20 protein-coding genes are annotated in these 19,341 nt (G+C 61.4%); 13 read left to right on the forward strand and 7 right to left on the reverse strand.

Annotated elements, in window-relative coordinates:
• The first annotated feature begins 13 nt into the window (after window positions 1-13).
• The 4 genes from N6L25_RS09490 (at window position 14) to arfB (ending at window position 3,414) form a co-directional block, all read left to right on the forward strand.
• Entirely contained in the window at window positions 14-2,047 is a 2,034-nt protein-coding gene (locus tag N6L25_RS09490) for a hypothetical protein (protein WP_271979603.1), read from the forward strand.
• A 102-nt stretch (window positions 2,048-2,149) separates the two neighbouring features.
• Window positions 2,150-2,317 (forward strand): DUF3012 domain-containing protein, encoded by a 168-nt coding sequence (locus N6L25_RS09495; protein WP_271979604.1) that lies wholly within the window; start codon window positions 2,150-2,152, stop codon window positions 2,315-2,317.
• Between the two features lie 23 nt (window positions 2,318-2,340).
• Window positions 2,341-2,988 (forward strand): 5,6-dimethylbenzimidazole synthase, encoded by a 648-nt coding sequence (bluB, locus tag N6L25_RS09500; protein WP_271979605.1) that lies wholly within the window; start codon window positions 2,341-2,343, stop codon window positions 2,986-2,988.
• A 15-nt stretch (window positions 2,989-3,003) separates the two neighbouring features.
• Window positions 3,004-3,414, forward strand: a complete 411-nt coding sequence (gene arfB, locus N6L25_RS09505; RefSeq protein ID WP_271979606.1) for an alternative ribosome rescue aminoacyl-tRNA hydrolase ArfB — start codon at window positions 3,004-3,006, stop codon at window positions 3,412-3,414.
• Between the two features lie 8 nt (window positions 3,415-3,422).
• Here the strand turns inward: arfB and N6L25_RS09510 are convergent, their stop codons facing one another.
• The 3 genes from N6L25_RS09510 to N6L25_RS09520 all read right to left on the reverse strand — a co-directional run bounded on the left by N6L25_RS09510 (window position 3,423) and on the right by N6L25_RS09520 (window position 5,736).
• Window positions 3,423-4,313, reverse strand: a complete 891-nt coding sequence (locus N6L25_RS09510) for a hypothetical protein (protein ID WP_271979607.1) — start codon at window positions 4,311-4,313, stop codon at window positions 3,423-3,425.
• A 619-nt stretch (window positions 4,314-4,932) separates the two neighbouring features.
• A complete protein-coding gene (locus N6L25_RS09515) occupies window positions 4,933-5,370 on the reverse strand; it encodes a hypothetical protein (RefSeq protein ID WP_271979608.1) in 438 nt (145 codons plus the stop codon).
• Window positions 5,371-5,496: 126 nt separating this feature from the next.
• Window positions 5,497-5,736, reverse strand: coding sequence for a hypothetical protein (locus N6L25_RS09520; protein ID WP_271979609.1), 240 nt, complete (start codon window positions 5,734-5,736; stop codon window positions 5,497-5,499).
• 570 nt (window positions 5,737-6,306) lie between these two features.
• On the opposite strand from N6L25_RS09520, the gene N6L25_RS09525 reads away from it, so the two are divergent.
• Complete coding sequence (locus N6L25_RS09525; RefSeq protein ID WP_271979610.1) at window positions 6,307-7,623, forward strand: DEAD/DEAH box helicase; 1,317 nt, start codon at window positions 6,307-6,309, stop codon at window positions 7,621-7,623.
• Between the two features lie 66 nt (window positions 7,624-7,689).
• Here the strand turns inward: N6L25_RS09525 and N6L25_RS09530 are convergent, their stop codons facing one another.
• Window positions 7,690-8,145, reverse strand: coding sequence for a winged helix-turn-helix transcriptional regulator (locus tag N6L25_RS09530; protein ID WP_271979611.1), 456 nt, complete (start codon window positions 8,143-8,145; stop codon window positions 7,690-7,692).
• 84 nt (window positions 8,146-8,229) lie between these two features.
• Here N6L25_RS09530 and N6L25_RS09535 point away from each other — a divergent pair, with 84 nt between their 5' ends.
• The 3 genes from N6L25_RS09535 to bamE all read left to right on the forward strand — a co-directional run bounded on the left by N6L25_RS09535 (window position 8,230) and on the right by bamE (window position 11,108).
• Entirely contained in the window at window positions 8,230-9,342 is a 1,113-nt protein-coding gene (locus tag N6L25_RS09535; RefSeq protein WP_271979612.1) for an NADH:flavin oxidoreductase, read from the forward strand.
• 502 nt (window positions 9,343-9,844) lie between these two features.
• Complete coding sequence (locus tag N6L25_RS09540; RefSeq protein WP_271979613.1) at window positions 9,845-10,738, forward strand: DMT family transporter; 894 nt, start codon at window positions 9,845-9,847, stop codon at window positions 10,736-10,738.
• Window positions 10,739-10,796: 58 nt separating this feature from the next.
• Window positions 10,797-11,108, forward strand: a complete 312-nt coding sequence (bamE, locus tag N6L25_RS09545) for an outer membrane protein assembly factor BamE domain-containing protein (RefSeq protein WP_271979614.1) — start codon at window positions 10,797-10,799, stop codon at window positions 11,106-11,108.
• A gap of 26 nt (window positions 11,109-11,134) precedes the next feature.
• Here bamE and N6L25_RS09550 read toward each other — a convergent pair whose 3' ends face one another.
• Window positions 11,135-11,782, reverse strand: coding sequence for a TetR/AcrR family transcriptional regulator (locus N6L25_RS09550; protein WP_271979615.1), 648 nt, complete (start codon window positions 11,780-11,782; stop codon window positions 11,135-11,137).
• 193 nt (window positions 11,783-11,975) lie between these two features.
• On the opposite strand from N6L25_RS09550, the gene N6L25_RS09555 reads away from it, so the two are divergent.
• Together N6L25_RS09555 and N6L25_RS09560 are read left to right on the forward strand one after the other, a co-directional pair.
• Window positions 11,976-13,556 (forward strand): flavin-containing monooxygenase, encoded by a 1,581-nt coding sequence (locus N6L25_RS09555; RefSeq protein ID WP_271979616.1) that lies wholly within the window; start codon window positions 11,976-11,978, stop codon window positions 13,554-13,556.
• Window positions 13,557-14,024: 468 nt separating this feature from the next.
• Window positions 14,025-14,627, forward strand: a complete 603-nt coding sequence (locus N6L25_RS09560; protein WP_271979617.1) for a gamma-glutamylcyclotransferase — start codon at window positions 14,025-14,027, stop codon at window positions 14,625-14,627.
• A gap of 3 nt (window positions 14,628-14,630) precedes the next feature.
• On the opposite strand, the gene N6L25_RS09565 is transcribed toward N6L25_RS09560, so the two are convergent.
• Window positions 14,631-15,539 (reverse strand): helix-turn-helix domain-containing protein, encoded by a 909-nt coding sequence (locus tag N6L25_RS09565; protein ID WP_271979618.1) that lies wholly within the window; start codon window positions 15,537-15,539, stop codon window positions 14,631-14,633.
• A gap of 109 nt (window positions 15,540-15,648) precedes the next feature.
• Here N6L25_RS09565 and N6L25_RS09570 point away from each other — a divergent pair, with 109 nt between their 5' ends.
• Together N6L25_RS09570 and N6L25_RS09575 are read left to right on the forward strand one after the other, a co-directional pair.
• On the forward strand, window positions 15,649-16,557 hold the full coding sequence (locus N6L25_RS09570; RefSeq protein WP_271979619.1) for a DMT family transporter: 909 nt from the start codon (window positions 15,649-15,651) through the stop codon (window positions 16,555-16,557).
• A 49-nt stretch (window positions 16,558-16,606) separates the two neighbouring features.
• On the forward strand, window positions 16,607-17,239 hold the full coding sequence (locus N6L25_RS09575; protein WP_271979620.1) for a MarC family protein: 633 nt from the start codon (window positions 16,607-16,609) through the stop codon (window positions 17,237-17,239).
• Between the two features lie 9 nt (window positions 17,240-17,248).
• Here N6L25_RS09575 and N6L25_RS09580 read toward each other — a convergent pair whose 3' ends face one another.
• Window positions 17,249-18,148, reverse strand: coding sequence for a DMT family transporter (locus N6L25_RS09580; protein WP_271979621.1), 900 nt, complete (start codon window positions 18,146-18,148; stop codon window positions 17,249-17,251).
• A gap of 105 nt (window positions 18,149-18,253) precedes the next feature.
• Between N6L25_RS09580 and N6L25_RS09585 the strand changes: the two genes are divergently transcribed.
• Window positions 18,254-19,192: a LysR substrate-binding domain-containing protein gene (locus tag N6L25_RS09585; RefSeq protein WP_271979622.1), complete on the forward strand. Its 939-nt coding sequence runs from the start codon at window positions 18,254-18,256 to the stop codon at window positions 19,190-19,192.
• The last annotated feature ends 149 nt before the right edge of the window (window positions 19,193-19,341 follow it).

The following is a 19,341-nucleotide window of genomic DNA, read 5'->3' on the forward strand; positions in this document are numbered from 1 at the left end:
AGGAGGAGTCGCTGTGACTACGCCCGAGACCCATCCCGGTAACAGGGACGGCAAGCTGAACACACTGTCGGTCCAGCTCGACGAGGCGGTACGGTTGATGGCCCAGGCCCCGTCGTTTGCCAAGCCAGGCAAGGTGCGGCGGGTGTTGGATACGGCCAAGCGGCTGCTGCTGGTGGAGGGTGGCTGCGAGGTGCTGGAATGCCAGGCTCAGGCGCTGGAAGCGGCCGGTATTTTTGCCGGCTCCGATTGGGCCTGCCCGCAGATCCTGGTACCGTCGCTTACCCCCTACTCCCTCAAGAGTGCCGAGCCGGACACCGTGGTTGTCGAGGCGCTCAGTGAATTGCGTCTGTTGGCGGTGGCGCTGGGTCACTATGAGCACCCCGGCGTCTCCGTCGAGCAGGCCCACCATTACCTGACCCAGGTGCTGGCCATCAACCTCGACCTGCTGTTCGGCGTCCCCAGCGAGGCCGAGCGCACCCAGCAAGGGCGTCTGGCCCTGGCCAGCCGGGCGCTGGTGCGGCACCTGGCCGAACGCATCGGTTACGAACACATCATCGACCGGCTGATCGGCGAAATCTGGCGCATGCTGCGCCAGCGGCCGATCCAGGTGGACGACATCAAGCAAATGGTCACCCAGATCGCCGTCTGCCGGGCCGATCCCACCATCGATCTCGGCGCCAGTGGCCAGGGCGCGGACCGCTTGGTGAGCAGCCTTTTTGGCCCCACCGATGCCTGTCGGGAAGACCCGGGGGTGGGGGTCTACCGGGAGCGGCTACGAGCCATGGACCAGGTGGCACTGCAATCGGAGGCCACCGGTTTTGCCCGCTCGATGCACGACACCGGTCTGGTGTCACCCTACCATCCGGTGCTGCTGCGCCACTTACTGGACCACAGCGATCATCTGTTGGCGGAGGCGCTGGGAGTCTCCAGCACCGGTCGGGACTGCCTGCTGTGCTACGCCCAGCTGATCCGCGCCATCATCGATAGGTGTGTGTACCCGGAAACCGCCCAGGCCATTTACGGCCTGGCCCTGATGCTGGAGCGGGGCATTCTGTACCAGCCGCCGGTGGCGCCGGGGCTGTGGCGACAGCTGGCCCTGCCAATCTCCGAAAGCTGTCGTCAGCGGCTGTCGCTGCTGTATGGCCAATCGCCGTCGGCGGAAGCCCGGCTGATGGAGGGGGTGTTGTGCATGCTGGGCCTGCCGTTGGGGGTAGGGCAGGGCAACAACCCCACCTGCCAGTCGGCCCGGGCGCTGTCGATGTGGGCCTACAACGACCCGGACTATCTGCTGCAGATGGTGGCCTGGGCGGCGCGGGACGATGAAATCATCATTCACTTCGAGGGCCAGCCGATCTCCTCCCGGGAGAGCCTGTCCGGACTGGCGGCGGAAATTGCCCCGGACCTGGACCCGGTGTCGCTGGTGGTGGTGCCGCACCTGGATCGGATCTACGCCGAGATGGGCCGACGCTGCGCCGGCCGCGACGGCGATCCGCACCAGTGGATCAACCCGGAATTCCATGGCTGGTGGTCGGGTCGCGGCTTTCGCATTAACGTCGATGTCAGCACCGGACTGATGGATGACCTGGACGGTTTCCTGCGCCACTTCTACGCCAGCTACCATCCCTTCTACAACGGCAACCAGCCGGTGATCCATCCCCAGCCGGCGGGCATCGCCGTCACCGACAGCGCCGCCCGGTTCATCGGCTGGCACGCCATCACCATCCTGCGGGTGGCGCTGGACCCCAGCGACCAGATGCGGGTGTATTTTTTCAACCCCAACAACGACAGCGGCCAGAACTGGGGCCATGGCATCGTGGTCAATACCGCCGGCAAGGGTGAACGCTTCGGCGAGGCGTCGCTGCCGTTCGATCAGTTCGCCTCGCGGTTGTACATCTTCCATTTCGACCCCCTGGAGCGTGGCGCTCTGGCCGACGTGCCCGCCGAGGAACTGCAGGCGGTGATTGAGCGCATCCGTGGTAGCTGGGGTATCGGGCGGTTGCCCGCCGCCGAGCTGCAGGCAGAGGAGGGCGAGCCCCCCGAGGCCTGACGGGGTCCTGCCGGGGTCGAGACTTGGCGCCGGCTCGCGTATGATCCGGGCTTTGTTTCGCACTTACTCGGGCCCAGGGGCCCCCGGTTTGAAAGGTGTCGTATGATGGTCAAGAAAGCGCTGTTGATGTTGGTTGTTGGTGTGCTGTTGGCGGGCTGTGCCCCCGAGATTGGCAGCGAAGCCTGGTGTGTGGCGATGGAGGAAAAACCCAAGGGTGACTGGAGCGTCAATGAGGCCGGTGACTACGCCAAGCACTGCGTGTTCCGCTGATCGTCGCGGCCTTGCCGAACGCCATGAACAATAGAACCTTCACCGAAGCCGATCAGCGGCTGCTCACCGAGATCATGCTGCACCGCCGGGACGTGCGGGGTAACAACTTCCTGCCCCAGGCCGTGCCCGAGGCGGTGGTGGAGCAGATCCTGCGGGCCGCCACCCTGGCGCCCTCGGTGGGCTTCTCCCAGCCCTGGGAATTCGTGCTGGTGCGGGATCCCACCGTTCGGCGCCGGGTGGCGGACAGCTTCGAGGCGGAGAACCGCAAGGCCGAGGCGCAGTTCAGCGACGACCGTCGCCGGCTGTACTCCCGGCTCAAGCTGGAGGGCATCCTGGAGGCGCCGCTCAACGTTGCGGTGTTCTACAAGCCGTCCTCGGCACCGGTGCTGGGTCAGACCAGCATCCGCGAGACCGGCGAGTACAGCGTGGTCTGCGCCATCCAGAACATGTGGCTGATGGCCCGGGCGCTGAACGTCGGCATGGGCTGGGTCAGCATCCTCGATCCCGGCGAGGTCAAGGACATCCTGCGGGCACCGCCGGATCGCAAGCTGGTGGCCTGGCTGTGTCTGGGCTACGTCAAGCAGTTCTACGACCAGCCGGAGCTGGAAAAACTGCAGTGGGAGCAGCGCAAGCCGCTGGATGTCGCCCTGCACCGGGACCATTTTGACTGAGACGGTGAGGCCGCCATGCTGACACTCTCCAACGCCGTGGAACTGGCCAGCTGGGAAATCGAGATCACCCAGATCCGCGCCCAGGGGCCGGGCGGCCAGAACGTCAACAAGGTGGCCAGCGCGGTGCATCTGCGGTTTGATATCCGCCGCTCCAGTCTGCCGCCGTTCTACAAGGAACGGCTGCTGGCCTACCCGGATCAGCGCATCAGCAAGGACGGCGTGGTGGTGATCAAGGCGCAGAACTTTCGCACCCTGGAGCAGAACCGGGACGACGCCCTGGCGCGACTGAAAGAGCTGATCCTGGCGGCGGTCAAGACGCAAAAGTCGCGCCGACCCACCAAGCCCTCCCGCGCCGCCCGTCAGCGCCGGATGGACCACAAGAACCAGCGCGGCAAGGTCAAGGCGCTACGGGGCAAGGTGGTCTAGGGAGCCTCTCAGTACCCCAGGGCCAGCGCCCGCTGCCGCGACTGGAGCACTCGCTGCTTGTGGTGCCAGTAGCGCGCCGGGATAGTGGTCAGGCTGTGGTAGGTTTCCGGAAGCTCAAGCTGGATCAGCGTCCGTTGGTCCAGCCGCGCCCGCCCTAGCGCTGCCGTGATGGCGGGATGGCTCTGAAAGTGGGCCATGAAGGCGCCGCTCTGGTAAGCGTTGCGCAGGCCGGTGAGCAGGATGTCGTGCAACTCCCGCTGCTGCCGGGAGACGTAGAAGAAGTAGTCGAACGGGAACACCACGGCAACGTCGGGCAGCACCGCCAGGTGGCTGTGCTCGGGGCGATCCAGCTCGGTAAAGATTTCCTGCACCCCGCGGTGAAACAGATCAAAACGCTCCATGTCCAGCATCCGCCACAGGTTGTCGTAGCGACTGGTGACCAGCTTCAGGCCGTTGGCCGCAAAAACGTCGTTGTCGGGCCAGCCGATGCCGGAACCGATGGCGTAGCGGCGCAGCGTATTGAGGCTGGTGATGGCCGACAATTCCTGCGCCCGCTGGGCCTTGACCAGGAACAGCCGGTACCCCAGCAGCCCCCGCGTCAGCGGCACATTCACCTGCAACAACCGCCGTTCCCGCTCCGGGCTGTAGCCGCTGAAGAACACATTGATCGGCGCCCTGGGGGCATCGAGAATGCTGAACACCCGCTCCTGGGTGGTTCCTGGCAGCGGCACCACGCTCAGGCTGTGACTGCCCGGGGCGTGCGCCAACGCCAGCCGCAGCACCGACAGCTCATAATCAAAAATCTCGGCGTCGCCATGCAATAGGCCAACCCGAAATTCCGCCGCCACGCCAATCGTGGGCAACAGCAACATCAGCAGGAAAGTAAGGGTGCGTAACATGGTTAGGACTCGAGTCGTATACACTGGTAGTTTAACTGCGGCACCGTGACTTCAATATAGCCGCTCGGGCCGGTGCTGGCCTGGTTTGAAGGCGACGGCCAAGGAACAGCGAGGCACCAGGGCTCGAGAGGTTAGCCAAAGGCTCCCTAATCATTCCAAAAGCACCAAAGACAAAGTATTGGTTTGAAGACAAGCCAATAACCCTTGGGTTTTCGTTTAATGGCTCAAAATAACTACATTATTGATGTTTTATAGTAATGCATTAGTATTAGGCCATTATTCCTGAATTGCCTGGTTTATGGTCTAAAATTGGTGCATTGATGCAATACGAATACTCCGACAGCTACATTCAACAATTGGAATCAGATCCACATTAACGAGTGATCGAATACAAGCCATCAATTTCAAGGAGGAAATATGGCGCGGCAACAACGGTTTTGTCCGGTTGGTTTTCCGCAGCATGTGGTGCAGCGAGGGAATAATAGAAAAGTGTGCTTTGGTGGTGAATAGGATTTAGCGGCTTACGTAAATTGGTTAGGAATTTGTATCTGACCCCGGTTATTCCCGGTTATTCATGACCCCGGTTATTAATTATTGGTTCCCCCAATTTCCAGGCGCCTTACCGTATGCCAGAAAATTTACCTGCTAAAAACCATCGCCAGAGTACCCATGCCATTCCCATTAATAAATAACCTAAAACAAAATATATATATCCGTAAAATAAAACGTAGCCGTAGTTAGGCTTGAGTGCCATCAGAGCGCTTTCTAGGTCGCCATTCAGGATGAAATGGATTGGGCGTCCAAGCGGTTGAATTATTAAGTATGTTGCTGGTGAAAATATTATATAGGCCTTCAATATCCTTCTTTTTGATAAAGCCAAGAACAGAATGGTGAGAATGTAAAATGGTATGTACCCATAAAATCCAATCCATGCAATCAGGTACTTAGTTTGCTCCGATATAACTGGCCAGCCCATTAGTGATAGTGGTACTGAAAAGAAAAATAAAATGTAAGACTTTTCAATAACGGTGCTGTGTCCGCTCTGGCCGGGTTTCATGTCTTTAGTCCCGATATTCTGAAATAATTGGTCTCAGGTCCATACTGTCTATTGAATACAGTCAGCTATTTCAAGGTTGAAAAATAACCAGGGCTAGTCCAATCTGACCCCAATTGTTTAGATTTGCTACCAAATGCCACCAAAAAAAAGTACCAATAACAAGAGCTTTGCCCCACCACCGATAAATCTTATTCTCACATGTTCTTTTGAAAACAGCCCCCGAACTAAAAACCATAACGGATTGGCAAGTAAAATTTTTTGTTTTCTTTTATCAGTTACACGATGGCTTGCATATAGATCAAACCAAAAGTTAAATGCAGCCACAATAAAAAATAAAACCCAGAACATCAACTTGTCAGATTCCATTATTGGCAAGTTCACCTTTATTGGTGGTCCAAGAATTTTGTCTTGAAGGCCGAAATAAAAGCCTATTTCAACGCTGGCACAACGAGCATCCTCCTTTGCTCCAACCGTTACGTTTTTGAGTATGGCTGGGGAGATTTAACGCCGGTTTGACCCAGGCTTGGAGATTCGTTTCCACGACAATCTAAGAATATCAATAGTTGGGCGCAGATCCACATTAACGACCGATTGATCCTGAATTCAGATAATAACCGCAGCACCTTGGGATACCGAGGTGGAAGCAGGAGGGCCGCTGCTTGCCGGTCCAGCCAGCAGCAGCCCCGGTTCTGGGAGGCTTCCGGTCGCACCGGGATTTCTGGCTATTGCGGCACAGCTCTGTTAAGGTGCCCGCTATCCTGCCTCGAAGGACGGTGCAGTTCACGGCCACACGCCGGTTTGCCCACCTATCCGATACGACCTGTCTGAGGACGGCCCCCTGATTATCAGGCGCGTGGCCGTAGTCGTCTTTATTCGCCATGCCCAATTCATGGCCGCTCCCGCCTAAGCCGGGAGTCTTTACTGAGTTGATCCTTTATGAGTTTTTCTTCCCTCGGTTTGTCCGAGTCGTTGGTCCGTGCGACCGCCGATCAGGGGTATGACACCCCATCTCCCATTCAGTCCCAAGCCATTCCCGCGGTGTTGTCCGGCAAGGACGTGATGGCCGCTGCCCAGACCGGTACCGGCAAGACCGCCGGCTTTACCCTGCCGCTGTTGCAGCGTTTGGCGGAGTTACCCCGTCGTGGCCGCGGTGTGCGGGCGCTGATCCTGACGCCGACCCGGGAGCTGGCGGCGCAGGTGGGTGACAGCGTCGCCCTGTACAGCAAGTACCAGTCCACTTCTTCCGCCGTGGTGTTTGGCGGCGTCAAGATCAATCCGCAGATGCGCAAGCTGCATAAAGGCGTCGATGTGCTGGTCGCCACGCCGGGCCGGCTGCTCGATCTGTACCAGCAGAACGCGGTGAAATTCGACGCCCTCGACATCCTGGTGCTGGATGAGGCCGACCGCATGCTGGACATGGGCTTTATCCGCGATATTCGCAAGATCCTCGCGCTGTTGCCGGAGCAGCGGCAGAACCTGCTGTTCTCCGCCACCTTCTCCGGTGAGATCCGCAAGCTGGCCCAGGGCCTGCTGGATGCGCCGGTGCAGGTGGAAGTGGCGGCCCGCAACACCACCGCCAAGACCATCAAGCAGACCGTCTACCCAGTAGACCAGAAGCAGAAATCCGCGCTGCTGAGTAAGCTGGTCAACCAGCATGACTGGCAGCAGGTGCTGGTGTTCACCCGCACCAAGCACGGCGCCAACCGGCTGACCCAGAAGCTGGAAAAAGACGGCATCACCGCCGCCGCGATCCACGGCAACAAGTCCCAGGGTGCTCGCACCCGGGCGCTCAGCAATTTCAAGCAGGGTGACATCCGGGTGCTGGTGGCCACCGACATCGCCGCCCGCGGGCTGGACATCAAGCAGTTGCCGCAAGTGGTCAACTTCGAGTTGCCCAATGTGCCGGAAGATTATGTCCATCGTATCGGCCGTACCGGCCGTGCCGGTGAGAGCGGCCATGCGCTGTCGCTGGTGAGTGCCGATGAGGGCAAGCTGCTGGCGGGCATCGAGCGGCTGATCAACCAGCAGATTCCCCGCAAGACGGTGGAAGGCTTTGAGCCGATCAACAATCTGCCGCTCAAGCCCAAGGCCAAGGCGGACCCCAGTCGGGCTCGCAAGGGTCGGGGTCAGGGCGCTGGCCGCAGCCCATCGGCACGCAGTGGCGGCGGTGAGTCAGGAAATGGCGGCAATCCGGGCCGACGCCGGTCACGGCCGGCTTCTGGCAACCAGGGCCGGACTTCATCCAGCCGCTGAGTTGACGATCAGCTGCCAGCGCCGCCGTCACTGGGGCCGCTGGCAGTGCCCATCAGCGCTGGCGGTTCAGCCGGCGTCGTCGGCCGGCTCCGGCAGGAACACATCACGCACCGTCAACGGCTTGCCGTCGGCGTCGCTGACGTGCATTTGGCCGATCGGGCGGCCGGTGGCGCGATCGCGGAGGTCGAGGGCAGAGCCGTTCGGCGCCGGGTTCCACTTGTCACCCCACTGACGCAACGCAATCACCACCGGAAACAGATCCCGGCCCTTGTCGGTGAGGCGGTACTCGTACCGAGCGCCGTGCTCGCCGACGTTCACCTTGGCCAGTACCTCATTGTCCACCAGCCGGCTTAGCCGGTCGCACAGAATGTTTTTGGCAATGCCCAGTTCCTGCTGAAAGTCCACGTAGCGGCGAGTGCCGTACATTGCCTGCAACACAATCAGCAGCGACCACCAGTCCCCCACTTCATTGAGTGCGCGGGCCACCGAGCAATTGGAATCATCGAAACGTTTTCTTGCCATGTCCGTCAGTCTACCTAAAAGGGTTGCATTTTAAAACCAGATTAAATAGGGTTGCGTTACGAAACCGAATTGGAGTAACCGATCATGACCATGAATCTGGGGCCGATGTTTGAGCCGTTTGAGCTGAACAACCTGCAACTCGCCAACCGGGTGGCCATGGCGCCGATGACCCGTAACTTTTCACCCGGCGGTGTGCCGGGGCAGAACGTGGTGGATTACTACCGTCGCCGCGCCGAGGGTGGGGTGGGCCTGCTGATCACCGAGGGCACCTTCGTCAATCATGTCGCCGCCAACGGCTACCCCAACGTGCCGGCGTTCCATGGCGCCGAGGCGCTGGCGGGCTGGCAGCAGGTGGTGGATGCGGTTCACGCCGCCGGTGGCAAGATTTTTCCCCAGCTGTGGCACGTGGGCGCGGTGCGCAAGGAAGGCGTCGAGCCTGACGCCAGCGTGCCGGGCTACAGCCCCTCCGGTCTGTTTGCGCCCGGCAAGCCCAACGGCAAGGCCATGAGCAAGGGTGACATCGAGGATGTGATCACTGCTTTCGCCGACGCCGCCCAGGATGCCAAGGCCATCGGTTTTGACGGCGTCGAGATCCACGGTGCCCACGGTTACCTGCTCGACCAGTTCTTCTGGGAAGGCACCAACCAGCGGGACGACGAATACGGCGGCTCCATGGCCAACCGTCAGCGCTTCGTGGTCGAGCTGATCGAGGCGGTGCGTCACCGGGTGGGCCCGGACTATCCCATCATGCTGCGCTTCTCCCAATGGAAACAGCAGGACTACGACGCCCGCCTGGTGGACACTCCCGAACAGCTGGAGGCGTTCCTGACGCCGCTGGCGGACGCCGGCGTCGACATCTTCCACGCCTCCACCCGCCGGTTCTGGGAGCCGGAATTTGAGGGCTCCAACCTCAACCTGGCCGGCTGGACCCGGAAGCTCACCGGCAAGCCCACCATGTCGGTCGGCAGCGTGGGTCTGACCGAGGACTTCATCAGCGGCACCTTCGCCAGCAAGCAGGAAGCGGTGGAGCAATCCGGCATCGACGAGCTGGTGGAGCGGATGAACAATCACGAGTTCGAACTGATCGCCGTTGGCCGCGCCCTGCTGCAGGACCCGGACTGGCTGGTGAAGGTGAAGGAAGGCCGGCTGGACGACGTGGAGGCGTTCGCCAGGAAGTCCCTGGCCAAGCTGTACTGAGCCTGCCCCGAATTGACGCAATCGAGTAGTGACGATCCTCTTTGCCCCGCCTGGTGCGGGGCTTTTTTGGTTTCGTAGGATGTGATGAGCAGAGCGAATCGCATCAGCTCTATCCCGGAACCGGCGCGAATGAAGCGGTTCGGCTACGCCTCTCAACATCCTACGAGTAACCCGGCGTCGCTCAGCGCGGGATGGCAAGAATGCTCTAATTTGAAGTCTTGACAGCCTTCCCTCAATCCCGGCATGCTGCAGATTCGTTAGTTGTTGATTCTGAACCCTTGAAAGGATCGTTTCTGGTGTCTCACTGTTCCGTTGCCCCGAAAGCAATGCGCCGACTGGCCCTGGTGGCCAAGTGGATTCGTGTGCCTGTGGCTGCGGCAGAGGGAACGGACAACTGACGTTTTAACCGAATTCCCCAAAGGCCGCAGCGCAATCGCCCTGCGGCCTTTTTTGTGCGTGGGGCGGTGGTCTCCGGGGAGGCCCACTCAGGAGAAGGAGTCTCATGCACATCCCTGCCGCGTACCTCACCGTGGTTGTCGTCTGGACGACCACCCCATTGGGCATTGCTTTTAGCGGTGCCACCCTGCACCCCATCCTGGCCGCCGGCGTGCGAATGCTGATTGCCGCCGTGCTGGGCCTGGTGCTGATTCGGGTGCTGGGCATTCCCCTGCGCTGGCGCGGAGCGGCGCTGAAGAGCTACAGCTGGGCGTTGCTGGGGGTCTACGCGGCGCTGAGTCTGAGCTACGCCGCCGCCCAGTTCGTGCCGTCCGGACTCATCTCGGTGTTGTACGGGTTGTCGCCGATGTTGTCGGCGGTGCTGGGCCAGTGGCTGCTCAACGAGCCGGTTATGCCTCGTCACAAGTGGCTGGCCTGTGGCGTGGCGCTGACCGGTTTGGTGCTGCTGTTCCAGGACGACCTGACGGTGGCCGGGGAGCGCCTGATCGGGTTGCTGATGCTGCTGGCGGCGGTGTTGCTGTTCAGCCTCAGTGCGGTGATGGTGAAGAAGACCGACGCCCAGTGCCATCCGCTGGCCCAGACGGTGGGCACCCTGGTGCTCAGCCTGCCGCTGTTTGCCCTGACCTGGTGGCTGCTGGACGGTACCGTGCCAACGGTGGACTGGGCCAGCCCGTCGCCCTGGGCGGTACTGTACCTGGCGGTATTCGGTTCGTTGCTGGGCTTTGTCAGCTACTACCACGTGCTGCGGCACCTGTCTGCCACCACCGTGGCGCTGGTGACCCTGATCACCCCGGTGTTCGCCCTGTATCTGGGGTTCTGGTTTAACGGCGAAGCGCTGACGGTGGCGATGCTGCAGGGTAGCGGCCTGATCCTGCTGGGGTTGGGGCTGTTCTTCTTTGGTGCCCGGCTCAGGCCGGTGGCAAAGGTTGCGGCATCGTAATCGTCGCCAGGCTGGCCATCGGTATCATAGAGGCGATCACTCACTGAAGGAGCATTCCATGACTGTGACCACCCGGATGAAAGCGCTGCTGATGGCCGCCCTGCTGGCGACGCTGGTAGGCTGCGCTACCGTGGGCCAGGATTTTGCCACCCACAACGTGGATCAGATCCGCCTGGGGGAAACCACTCGTGAAGATGTCCAGCGCATGTTTGGCGAGCCCTGGCGCACCGGGATCAAGGACGGCCAGCGCACCTGGACTTACGGCAAGTACCGCTGGTCGGCGTTCAATGACGCGGAGACCACAGATCTGGTCATCACCTTCGACGCCAGCGGCGTGGTGACGTCTTACGTCTACAACACCACCCAGTAAACCACGGTGACACTGGCTGCTCCGCTTCAGTTGGTGGTCGTTGCCAGTTTGGCCGTCAGCGCGCCGATGTCGTCGTCGGAGAGGGGGTCCAGCAGGGCGCCGCGAAACTGACGGTTGATGAAGCGTTCGGTCTCCTGCCGGATGGCCTGGCGCTGCTCTGGCTTCTCGATGTAGTCCATGGCCCGGAACAGGATGTAGCGAATGGTCATGTGGGAGATTTCCTGCACCGTCGCCTCGTCCAGGCTCTTGGGGATCAGGCCTCGCGCCAGGATGTCCTCCGCCATCTCCCGGGCGCTGGCATTGAGCTGTTGTTCCAGCGCCCGACGCAGGATCGGGGAGGGGCCGTACAGTTCCCGCACCGCCACCGTGGTGGCGGCCTTGTTCTCCAGAAAGTAGTTGTACACGAAGGCCACCGTGCTGGCGGCGGCCTGTTCCGAGGTTTCGGCCACCATGCGCAGCTCCCGCACCCCGGTCTTCATCTCGCCGGCAATGTAACCCAGCACCTGCAGCCCCAGCTCGTCGAGACTCTTGAAGTGGCGGTAGAAGGTGTTGGGGTTCAGTCCCGCTTCCCGCGCCAGTTCCCGTAGCCCCAGTGAGGTCAGGTTGCAGCGTTCAGTGGCCAGCCGCAGGGCCGCCTGTACCAGTTTCAGTTTTCCGCCAGTCATCACGCTCATGGGGACGCCTTTGTGTCATTGGGGGCCAACGGGCCGTTGTTCGATGATTTGAAGTATACAGTCGTCTACCTGACGGTGTATACATTTGTCTACCGACTGACAAATGCCAGTCTCCGACGGTCTCGCCGCCGGTAACAATCAGGATTCCGAGCCACCCCCAGACGGTGGCCACTGCAGACAACGAGGTTGGATTATGGATAACAGCACCAAGATTGCCATCATCGGCACCGGCTTTTCCGGCTTGGGTATGGCCATCAAGCTCAAAGAGGCCGGCTATGACGATTTTGTGATTCTGGAGCAGAGCGACGACATCGGCGGCACCTGGCACGAGAACCATTACCCGGGCTGTGCCTGTGATGTGCAATCGGCGCTGTATTCGTTCTCCTTCGAGCAGAACCCGAACTGGACGCGGATGTTCGCCCCGCAGCCCGAGATCAAGGCCTACCTCAAGCACTGCGCCGAGAAGTACGGCCTGACCGATCACATTCGCCTCAACACCCACCTGACAGGCGCCCGCTACGACGAACGCCGCCAGCGCTGGACCCTGGAAACCTGCGACAGCCCGGCGCTGTGGCAGTACATGCAGGACAAAGGCGTGAAGCCCGGCGATGAGCTGGACCGTAGCGACGAGGCGTTGCCGGCATGCGAGCGGTTTGAGGCCCAGGTGGTGGTGTCCGGCATGGGCGGGTTGAGCACCCCGGCCTATCCCGACATCAAGGGCATCGAGACGTTCACTGGCAAGGCCTTCCATTCCCAGGACTGGGACCATGACTACGACTTCAAGGGCAAGCGGGTAGCCGTGATCGGCACCGGCGCCAGCGCCATCCAGTTCGTGCCGGAGGTGGCCAAGGACGCCGCCCATCTGGACCTGTACCAGCGCACCCCGCCCTGGATCATGCCCAAGCCGGACCGTGAAATCACCCCGCTGGAGCGGATGATGTTCCGCAAGGTGCCACAGACGTTGAACGCCCTGCGCAGCAGCATCTACTGGTTCCTGGAGGCACGGGTGCTGGGCTTCGTTGGCAACCCGCGCATCCTCAAGCTGGGCGAGCTCCAGGCCCGTCGCCATATCCGCAGCCAGATCAAGGACAAGGAGCTGCGCAAGAAGGTGACCCCGGACTTCCATTTTGGCTGCAAGCGAGTTCTGATCTCCAACAACTACTACCCGGCGTTGGACCAGGACCACGTGGATGTCCTGACCGATGGCATCCGCGAGGTGCGCGGCAATGTCATCGTGGATCGAAATGGCGTCGAGCGGGAAGTGGACTGCATCATCTACGGCACCGGTTTCAAGGCACAGGACCCGATTCCCAAGGGCATGATCTTCGGTCGTGACGGCCAGGACCTGCTGGCGGCCTGGCAGGACGGTGCCGAGGCCTACAAGGGTACCGCCGTGGCGGGCTTCCCCAACCTGTTCCTGCTGATGGGGCCGAATACCGGTCTGGGCCACAGCTCCATGGTGTTCATGATCGAATCCCAGGTCCAGTACGTGCTGGACGCAGTGAAGAAAATGGACCGCCAGGACTGGGCCACGGTCGAGGTCAAGGCCGGTAGCCAGAGCCAGTACAACGCCTCGCTGCAGGCCAAGCTGGGGGACTCGGTGTGGCAGACCGGCTGTCAGAGCTGGTACGTCAATGAGAACGGCAAGAACACCACGCTGTGGGCGGGCTTTACCTGGCAGTTCCGCCAACAGACCCGGCGCTTCGACGCCGAGCAGTATCTGTGTGAGTCCGCCGAGGTGGCGATCGACGTTACCGACGCGGTGCCCGCCTGAGGCGCCTTAACGCATTGCAATGACGAGTGCTGACTTGCCGGGGCTTGCCCCGGCTTTTTTTTGACCCGATCAAACCCAGTCTGCAAAGGAAGAAGACCAGAACCGCCTCTGAATAACTCCAGATCCTCTCTGGCATTCAGAGCCACTCACAAGCAATGCACGACTTTGCAGGAACGTCTGGACCTTGCAAAAATTCGCAACGCGAAGTCCATTATGGAGGCTTTGGTCATCGGAATATCGATGCCTTTGTCCGGTTTGATGTCCGTTTTTATGATCTCTTAACTGTATATCAAAAAAAGAATTTTGTATGAATGTGTATGGAAATCCGGATTATTTTGTCCGGTTTGATGTCCGCTTTTGAGGTCAAGCAGTCAGACCTGAATTGAACAGCGCCTGGTGAAAGCCATTGGCAGCCCCGTGCTTAGGCATCTATCATCAGACTTTGTGATTTTGCCTGGTTCACCCCCCATGTCCTTTGACACCACAGAGCACAACCGCCAGCGTTTCTGCTTCGACGGCATCGAGTCGGTGTGGCTGTTTGGCTACGGCTCGCTGATCTACAAGGTGGATTTCCCGTTCCTGGAGCAGCGTCCGGCGACGATCGAGGGCTGGGTGCGGCGGTTCTGGCAGGGTTCCCACGACCATCGTGGTACCCCGGAGGCACCGGGACGGGTGGTGACGCTGGTGGAACAGCCAGGGGCCCGCTGCAAGGGCATGGCCTACCGCATAGCACCGGCGGTGTTCGAGCAGCTGGATGTGCGGGAGAAGAACGGCTACCTACGCTTCGCCACCGATCTGATCTTCGACGACGAGTCGCGGGCTGAGGGGCTGGTGTACATCGCCACCGAGGACAACGCCGCCTTCCTCGGACCGGCCCACGACTCCGACATTGCCCGCCAGATCGCGGTTTCCTGCGGCCCCAGCGGCCGCAACGACGAGTACCTGCTGAAGCTGGCAGAGGCCCTGCGTCACCTGGGCGACGACGATCCCCACGTCTTTGCCATCGAAAGTGCCATTGAAAGTGCTATCGAAAGCGCCATCAAAGGTGCCATCGAAGGCTTCCAGAGCTGAGTATTACTTCTTTGTTTCGGCCCGATAGGCCGAGGGCGCAATCCCGAACCGTTTGCGGAAGGCCCGGCTGAACTGGCTGGGGTCGTTGAAGCCGCAGGTCAGCGCCACCGCGGTGATTTTGCTGTTAGGTTGGCGCAACAGGTCGCGGGCGCGGGTCAGCCGTTGTTCCTGGACGTACTGGTAGGGCGCACAGCCGAAGGTGGCGCGGAACAGGCGGGCGAAGTGGTAGGGGCTGAGGTTCACCCAGCCGGCCATTTCGGCCAGGGTCAGCGGCTGCGCCAGTTCGACCTCGATGCGTTCCTGCAACAACCGGCGGTAGCGCCGGGACAGCTGGCCGGTGACCTCCGGTGCCACCTTCTGCACGGTGGCGTGACGGGAGACGATCTGCAGCAACAGCCATTGCGCCAGGTGGTCCATGGCCATGGCCTGACCGGGGGCCTGCCAGTCACTCAGCGCCAGCAATTGGCCAGCCTGGGCCAGCACCGGGTCGTTGGCGTGGTACAGCTCGGCGAGTTGCACCAAGTCCGGCTCGCAATCCCAGGTCTGTTCGGCACAGCGTGCCAGGTCCAGGTCGTTGAAGTAGAGGTGGAAGAACTCGAACTCCCCGCCGATGCGCCAGGTCGACTGGCTGCCGGCGGGGAACAGGCACACCGCGCCCGGGAACCCCTTGCTCACCGCACGGCCGTTGACCATCCGGCTGGCCTTGTCGCCCTCGCGGGTGTAGATGCTGAGGGCATGGTGCCGGGGTCGTTCGTAGCGCACCTCGCCCCGGCGATTCTGCCACAGCGCCAGGGCCCGGCCATGGTCCAGTTCCAGCAGTCGCTGCGGTGCCACGCCGACGGCCTGCAGTGCATCGATGATGTCGCGGCGTTCCGGTGTCGGGTTCGTTGGGGAATGCGGTTCAGTCTGCATAGCGGGCCTCCGCAAGAATCATCCACCGTTGCGCAGGATCTGACAAGTTTTGTCGGTGCGGTCTTCGTATCCTGATAGCCTGTCTAACCTGCCTCTGGAAAATCCCACTATGCCCATTTCCGTGCACTATGGCCTGACCGTGTTGATCTGGGGCCTGACCTGGACCGCCATCCGCCTGCAGGTGGAATCGGCGCCGGTGGATATCTCGGTGTTCTACCGCTTCGTCATGGCCTCCGCCGTGGCCCTGGGCCTGCTGGCGCTGCTGCGACGGTTGCCGAAGCTGAGCCTGAAGCAGCATGGCTGGCTGGTGCTGCAGGGGGCGACCCTGTACAGCATCAATTTCCTGCTGATCTACCGTGCCGCCGAGTCCATGACCAGCGGCCTGCTGGCGGTGGTGTTCTCGCTGGCGGCACTGTTCAACGCCTTCAACGGCTGGTTGTGGTTGCGGCTGAAACCGTCGGCGCGACTCTATCCTGCGGTGGCGCTGGGCATCAGCGGGGTGGCGCTGCTGTTCTGGCACGACCTGCAGATGGGTAATGCCAGCGCGGCCAGCATCCTGTTTGCGGCCGCGGGCACCTTCTGGTTCTCCATGGGCAACCTGATCAGCATCAAGGTGCGCCAGGCCGGCATCCCCTTGCTGGCGGCCAATGCCTGGGCCATGGTCTATGGCGCGGCGATTCTGGGTATCTGGTGTCTGATCCAGGGCGTGGACTGGCTGTTGCCGACGGCGACCAGCTTCTGGGGCGCGACGGTGTTCCTGGCCATTCCCGGCTCCATCGTCGCCTTCTATTGCTACATTACCGTTATCCAGACCCTGGGCGCGGACAAGGCCGGTTACGCCACGGTGCTGTTCCCGCTGGTGGCGCTGAGCGTCTCCACCTGGTTGGAGGGGTTCCAGTGGACCGGCACGGCGGTGCTGGGTGCCATCCTGGCGATCCTGGGCAACTACGTGCTGTTCCGCAAGCCGACAGGCCCGGAGGCCGGGCATAGGTCTAGGTCCTTACGGACAGAATCCTGATGGCGGAGTAGCATGCCGGCTTTTGATTCCGGAGAATCCGAGCCGAGCCATGCTATCCGAGTTCCTGACCACTTACCTGAGCAGTTCCGTACGTTTTATCTTCCTGCTGGCACCGTTCTTCGTGGTGACCATGTTCCTGGCATTGACCCGGGGCCAGCCGGCGGCGGAGAAGAACTCCATCATCCGACGCGCCAGCCTGTCGGCGCTCATTCTCGGGCTGGTGCTGTTCTTTGCCGGCCCGGTGCTGTTCGAGGCCATTGGCATCACCCTCAACTCGTTTCGTATCGGCGCCGGCTGTCTGCTGTTTCTCACCGCCGTAAGCCTGGTCAACAGCGGCACCCGCCATCACGCCACTGGCCTACCCGAGGAGGACCGGGACGACGTGGCGGTGGTGCCGATGGCGATTCCGGTGATGATCGGGCCGGCCACCATCGGTGCCATTCTGGTCTATGGCGCGGAGTTGAAGACCGTCCCGGAAGTGGCCGGCGGGGTGCTGGGGTTGGTCACCGGGCTGCTGTTTCTGGCGCTGCTACTGTACCTGTCCGGATACCTGGAACGGGTGCTGGGCAGGACCGGACTCAATATCCTGTCCAAGGTCAGCGGGCTGATTCTCTCCGCCATGGCGGCGGAGATCGTGCTGTCGGGGATTACCGGATTTGTCCGGGCATCCGGATTGGGGTGATGCGGTGCCTCAACCGGAGGCACCGTGGTACTTGCTGTCCGCCACGTAGTGGCTCTGGGCCCGGGCCAGACGACGCTGCTGCAGGCCGATCAGCACCAGCGGCACCACGATCAGTGCGCTGCCGCCGACAAACCACCAATCCGGCGCTTCGCCGAACCAGATCCAGCCGATGGCCACCGCCCAGATCAGTCCGGTGTACTCGGCGCTGGTGACCTGGTTGGCGTCCACCTGGCGGTAGGCCAGCAGCACGGTGATGTTGTAGCCCAGGATGAACAGGGCGGAGCCGAGCGCGCTGGCCAGAATGGACGGATCCCAGGCGGCGCCTTCCACCAGCATCAGCACAAAACTGGCGGGCAGGATCAGCAGATAGGTCAGGAACAGCTTGTGGACGGTGGATTGTTCGCTGGGCAGTTTGCGCACCATCACCGCGTTGATCGCCAGCGCGGCGGCCGATCCCAAGGCGGCGATGGCGCCCCAGTTGAATTCCACCGGCCGCAGGATGGCCAGAATGCCGATAAATCCGCTCACCACCGCAACGACACTCAACCGGGTCAGTTTCTCCCGGAAGATCACCACCGACAGCACCATCACCAGTAGCGGCGCACCGTAGAACACGGCGTTGGCGGTGGCCAGCGGCAGTGTGCCGAGGGCCACCACCATGCACAGAATGCCGCCGAGATGAATGTGGGCGCGGACCAAGTGTATCCGGCCACCTTCGAACAGTTTGCGGTGGTTGATGTGCTGCCATAGCGGCAGCAACAGCAGCAGGGTCAGCACGCAGCGCAGAAAGGCAAACTGGAACAGCGGCGCGCCCGGCTCCAGCAGCTTGATGAAGACGTCGGACACCAGTGCCAGGGCGTTGCCGATCACCAGAAGCAGGATCGCGCTGCTGACGGTTGTTCCAGACATGGTTGGGGTCTCCATCGACAAGTGAATTGACTGGACCCTGAGTGTAGGATGGCCTATTTATTGGATAAAATGATGTTTGTTTTTGGTCTATTAGAAAATTAGATAATGAAACTGCCTCCCCTGAAAGCGTTGCCGGTCTTTGAGGCCGTTGCTCGACTCAACAGCTTCTCGCTGGCGGCCGAAGAACTGGCGGTGAGCCAGAGCGCGGTCAGTCACCAGATCAAACAGCTGGAAACCTACCTGGGGGAACCGCTGTTCCTGCGGGCGGGCCGTTTCCTGAGCTTGACTGACGAGGGTCAGCAGTATTTGGAAGCGGTGGGCTCCGCCCTGTTACAGATCGAACGGGCCAGTGAACAGGTGCTGGGGCGGGAGCAGTCCCGCCTGCGGCTGGCCTGCTTCAGCTCCTTTGCGGTGCGTTGGCTGGTGCCGCGACTGCCGGTCCTGCAACGGGAACACCCGCAACTGGAACTGGCGCTGGAGATGACCATCCAGAACCCGGAGCTGTCGGACCGGGTGGCGGACTGTTTCATCACCATCAGCACCGAGTCGCCCGCGTTCAGCTATGACCTGCTGTATCAGGAACGGCTGTTCCCGGTCTGCAGCGCCCGCTACTGGCAAACCCTGACTCGGGAACTGGGCCTGGAAGGTACGCAACTGGCCCAGGGGCAGCAGCTGACCCCGGCGCAGTTGGCACAGTTCCCGCTGTTGTCCACCCTCACCATCTATAACCGTGAAGGCGGTGACTGGCGGGCCTGGTACGAGGCGGTGGGTCTGCCGCTGCCGGCCGGGGCCAGGCTGCAGCACTTCAGTCACATGCTGCTGGCGCTGGAGGCGGCCCGCTATCACCAGGGCATTGTACTGACCAACGATTACATGCTGAGCAATCTCGACGATGCGGACGATTTCGTCCGGTTACCGTGCCATCACCTGGTGACCGGCGACCGCTTCCACTTCGCCTGGAAAACCAGCCGCCGCCGCGAGGCCGGTATCCAGATCCTGCGTCAGTGGTTGCTGAGTCAGGCGGCGCGGGATGGCCTGCGCTAACGCCAGCGCTGGTGACGGTGAAACACTTTGGTGTCAAGGGCCTGGCTTGTCGCCGCTGCCGGGTTGGAAGCATCCTTACCGGGTATTTACAAAGTGGTAACGGTTGCCCCGGTGGGAACGTGGTAGCGTGAGAGGTAGGTTTTCTCACC

Source organism: Marinobacter sp. SS21, assembly GCF_028369065.1.
GTDB lineage: Bacteria > Pseudomonadota > Gammaproteobacteria > Pseudomonadales > Oleiphilaceae > Marinobacter.

Excerpts from the sequence above, each read along its gene's own strand:
- N6L25_RS09565 (WP_271979618.1), bottom strand. The coding sequence starts at position 15,539 with ATGCAGACTGAACCGCATTCCCCAACGAACCCGACACCGGAACGCCGC.
- N6L25_RS09580 (WP_271979621.1), bottom strand. The coding sequence starts at position 18,148 with ATGTCTGGAACAACCGTCAGCAGCGCGATCCTGCTTCTGGTGATCGGC.
- N6L25_RS09575 (WP_271979620.1), top strand. The coding sequence starts at position 16,607 with ATGCTATCCGAGTTCCTGACCACTTACCTGAGCAGTTCCGTACGTTTT.
- N6L25_RS09560 (WP_271979617.1), top strand. The coding sequence starts at position 14,025 with ATGTCCTTTGACACCACAGAGCACAACCGCCAGCGTTTCTGCTTCGAC.
- N6L25_RS09510 (WP_271979607.1), bottom strand. The coding sequence starts at position 4,313 with ATGTTACGCACCCTTACTTTCCTGCTGATGTTGCTGTTGCCCACGATT.
- arfB (WP_271979606.1), top strand. The coding sequence starts at position 3,004 with ATGCTGACACTCTCCAACGCCGTGGAACTGGCCAGCTGGGAAATCGAG.
- N6L25_RS09550 (WP_271979615.1), bottom strand. The coding sequence starts at position 11,782 with ATGAGCGTGATGACTGGCGGAAAACTGAAACTGGTACAGGCGGCCCTG.
- N6L25_RS09495 (WP_271979604.1), top strand. The coding sequence starts at position 2,150 with ATGATGGTCAAGAAAGCGCTGTTGATGTTGGTTGTTGGTGTGCTGTTG.
- N6L25_RS09585 (WP_271979622.1), top strand. The coding sequence starts at position 18,254 with ATGAAACTGCCTCCCCTGAAAGCGTTGCCGGTCTTTGAGGCCGTTGCT.
- N6L25_RS09525 (WP_271979610.1), top strand. The coding sequence starts at position 6,307 with ATGAGTTTTTCTTCCCTCGGTTTGTCCGAGTCGTTGGTCCGTGCGACC.
- N6L25_RS09570 (WP_271979619.1), top strand. The coding sequence starts at position 15,649 with ATGCCCATTTCCGTGCACTATGGCCTGACCGTGTTGATCTGGGGCCTG.
- N6L25_RS09540 (WP_271979613.1), top strand. The coding sequence starts at position 9,845 with ATGCACATCCCTGCCGCGTACCTCACCGTGGTTGTCGTCTGGACGACC.
- bluB (WP_271979605.1), top strand. The coding sequence starts at position 2,341 with ATGAACAATAGAACCTTCACCGAAGCCGATCAGCGGCTGCTCACCGAG.
- bamE (WP_271979614.1), top strand. The coding sequence starts at position 10,797 with ATGACTGTGACCACCCGGATGAAAGCGCTGCTGATGGCCGCCCTGCTG.
- N6L25_RS09515 (WP_271979608.1), bottom strand. The coding sequence starts at position 5,370 with ATGAAACCCGGCCAGAGCGGACACAGCACCGTTATTGAAAAGTCTTAC.
- N6L25_RS09535 (WP_271979612.1), top strand. The coding sequence starts at position 8,230 with ATGACCATGAATCTGGGGCCGATGTTTGAGCCGTTTGAGCTGAACAAC.
- N6L25_RS09555 (WP_271979616.1), top strand. The coding sequence starts at position 11,976 with ATGGATAACAGCACCAAGATTGCCATCATCGGCACCGGCTTTTCCGGC.
- N6L25_RS09530 (WP_271979611.1), bottom strand. The coding sequence starts at position 8,145 with ATGGCAAGAAAACGTTTCGATGATTCCAATTGCTCGGTGGCCCGCGCA.
- N6L25_RS09520 (WP_271979609.1), bottom strand. The coding sequence starts at position 5,736 with ATGGAATCTGACAAGTTGATGTTCTGGGTTTTATTTTTTATTGTGGCT.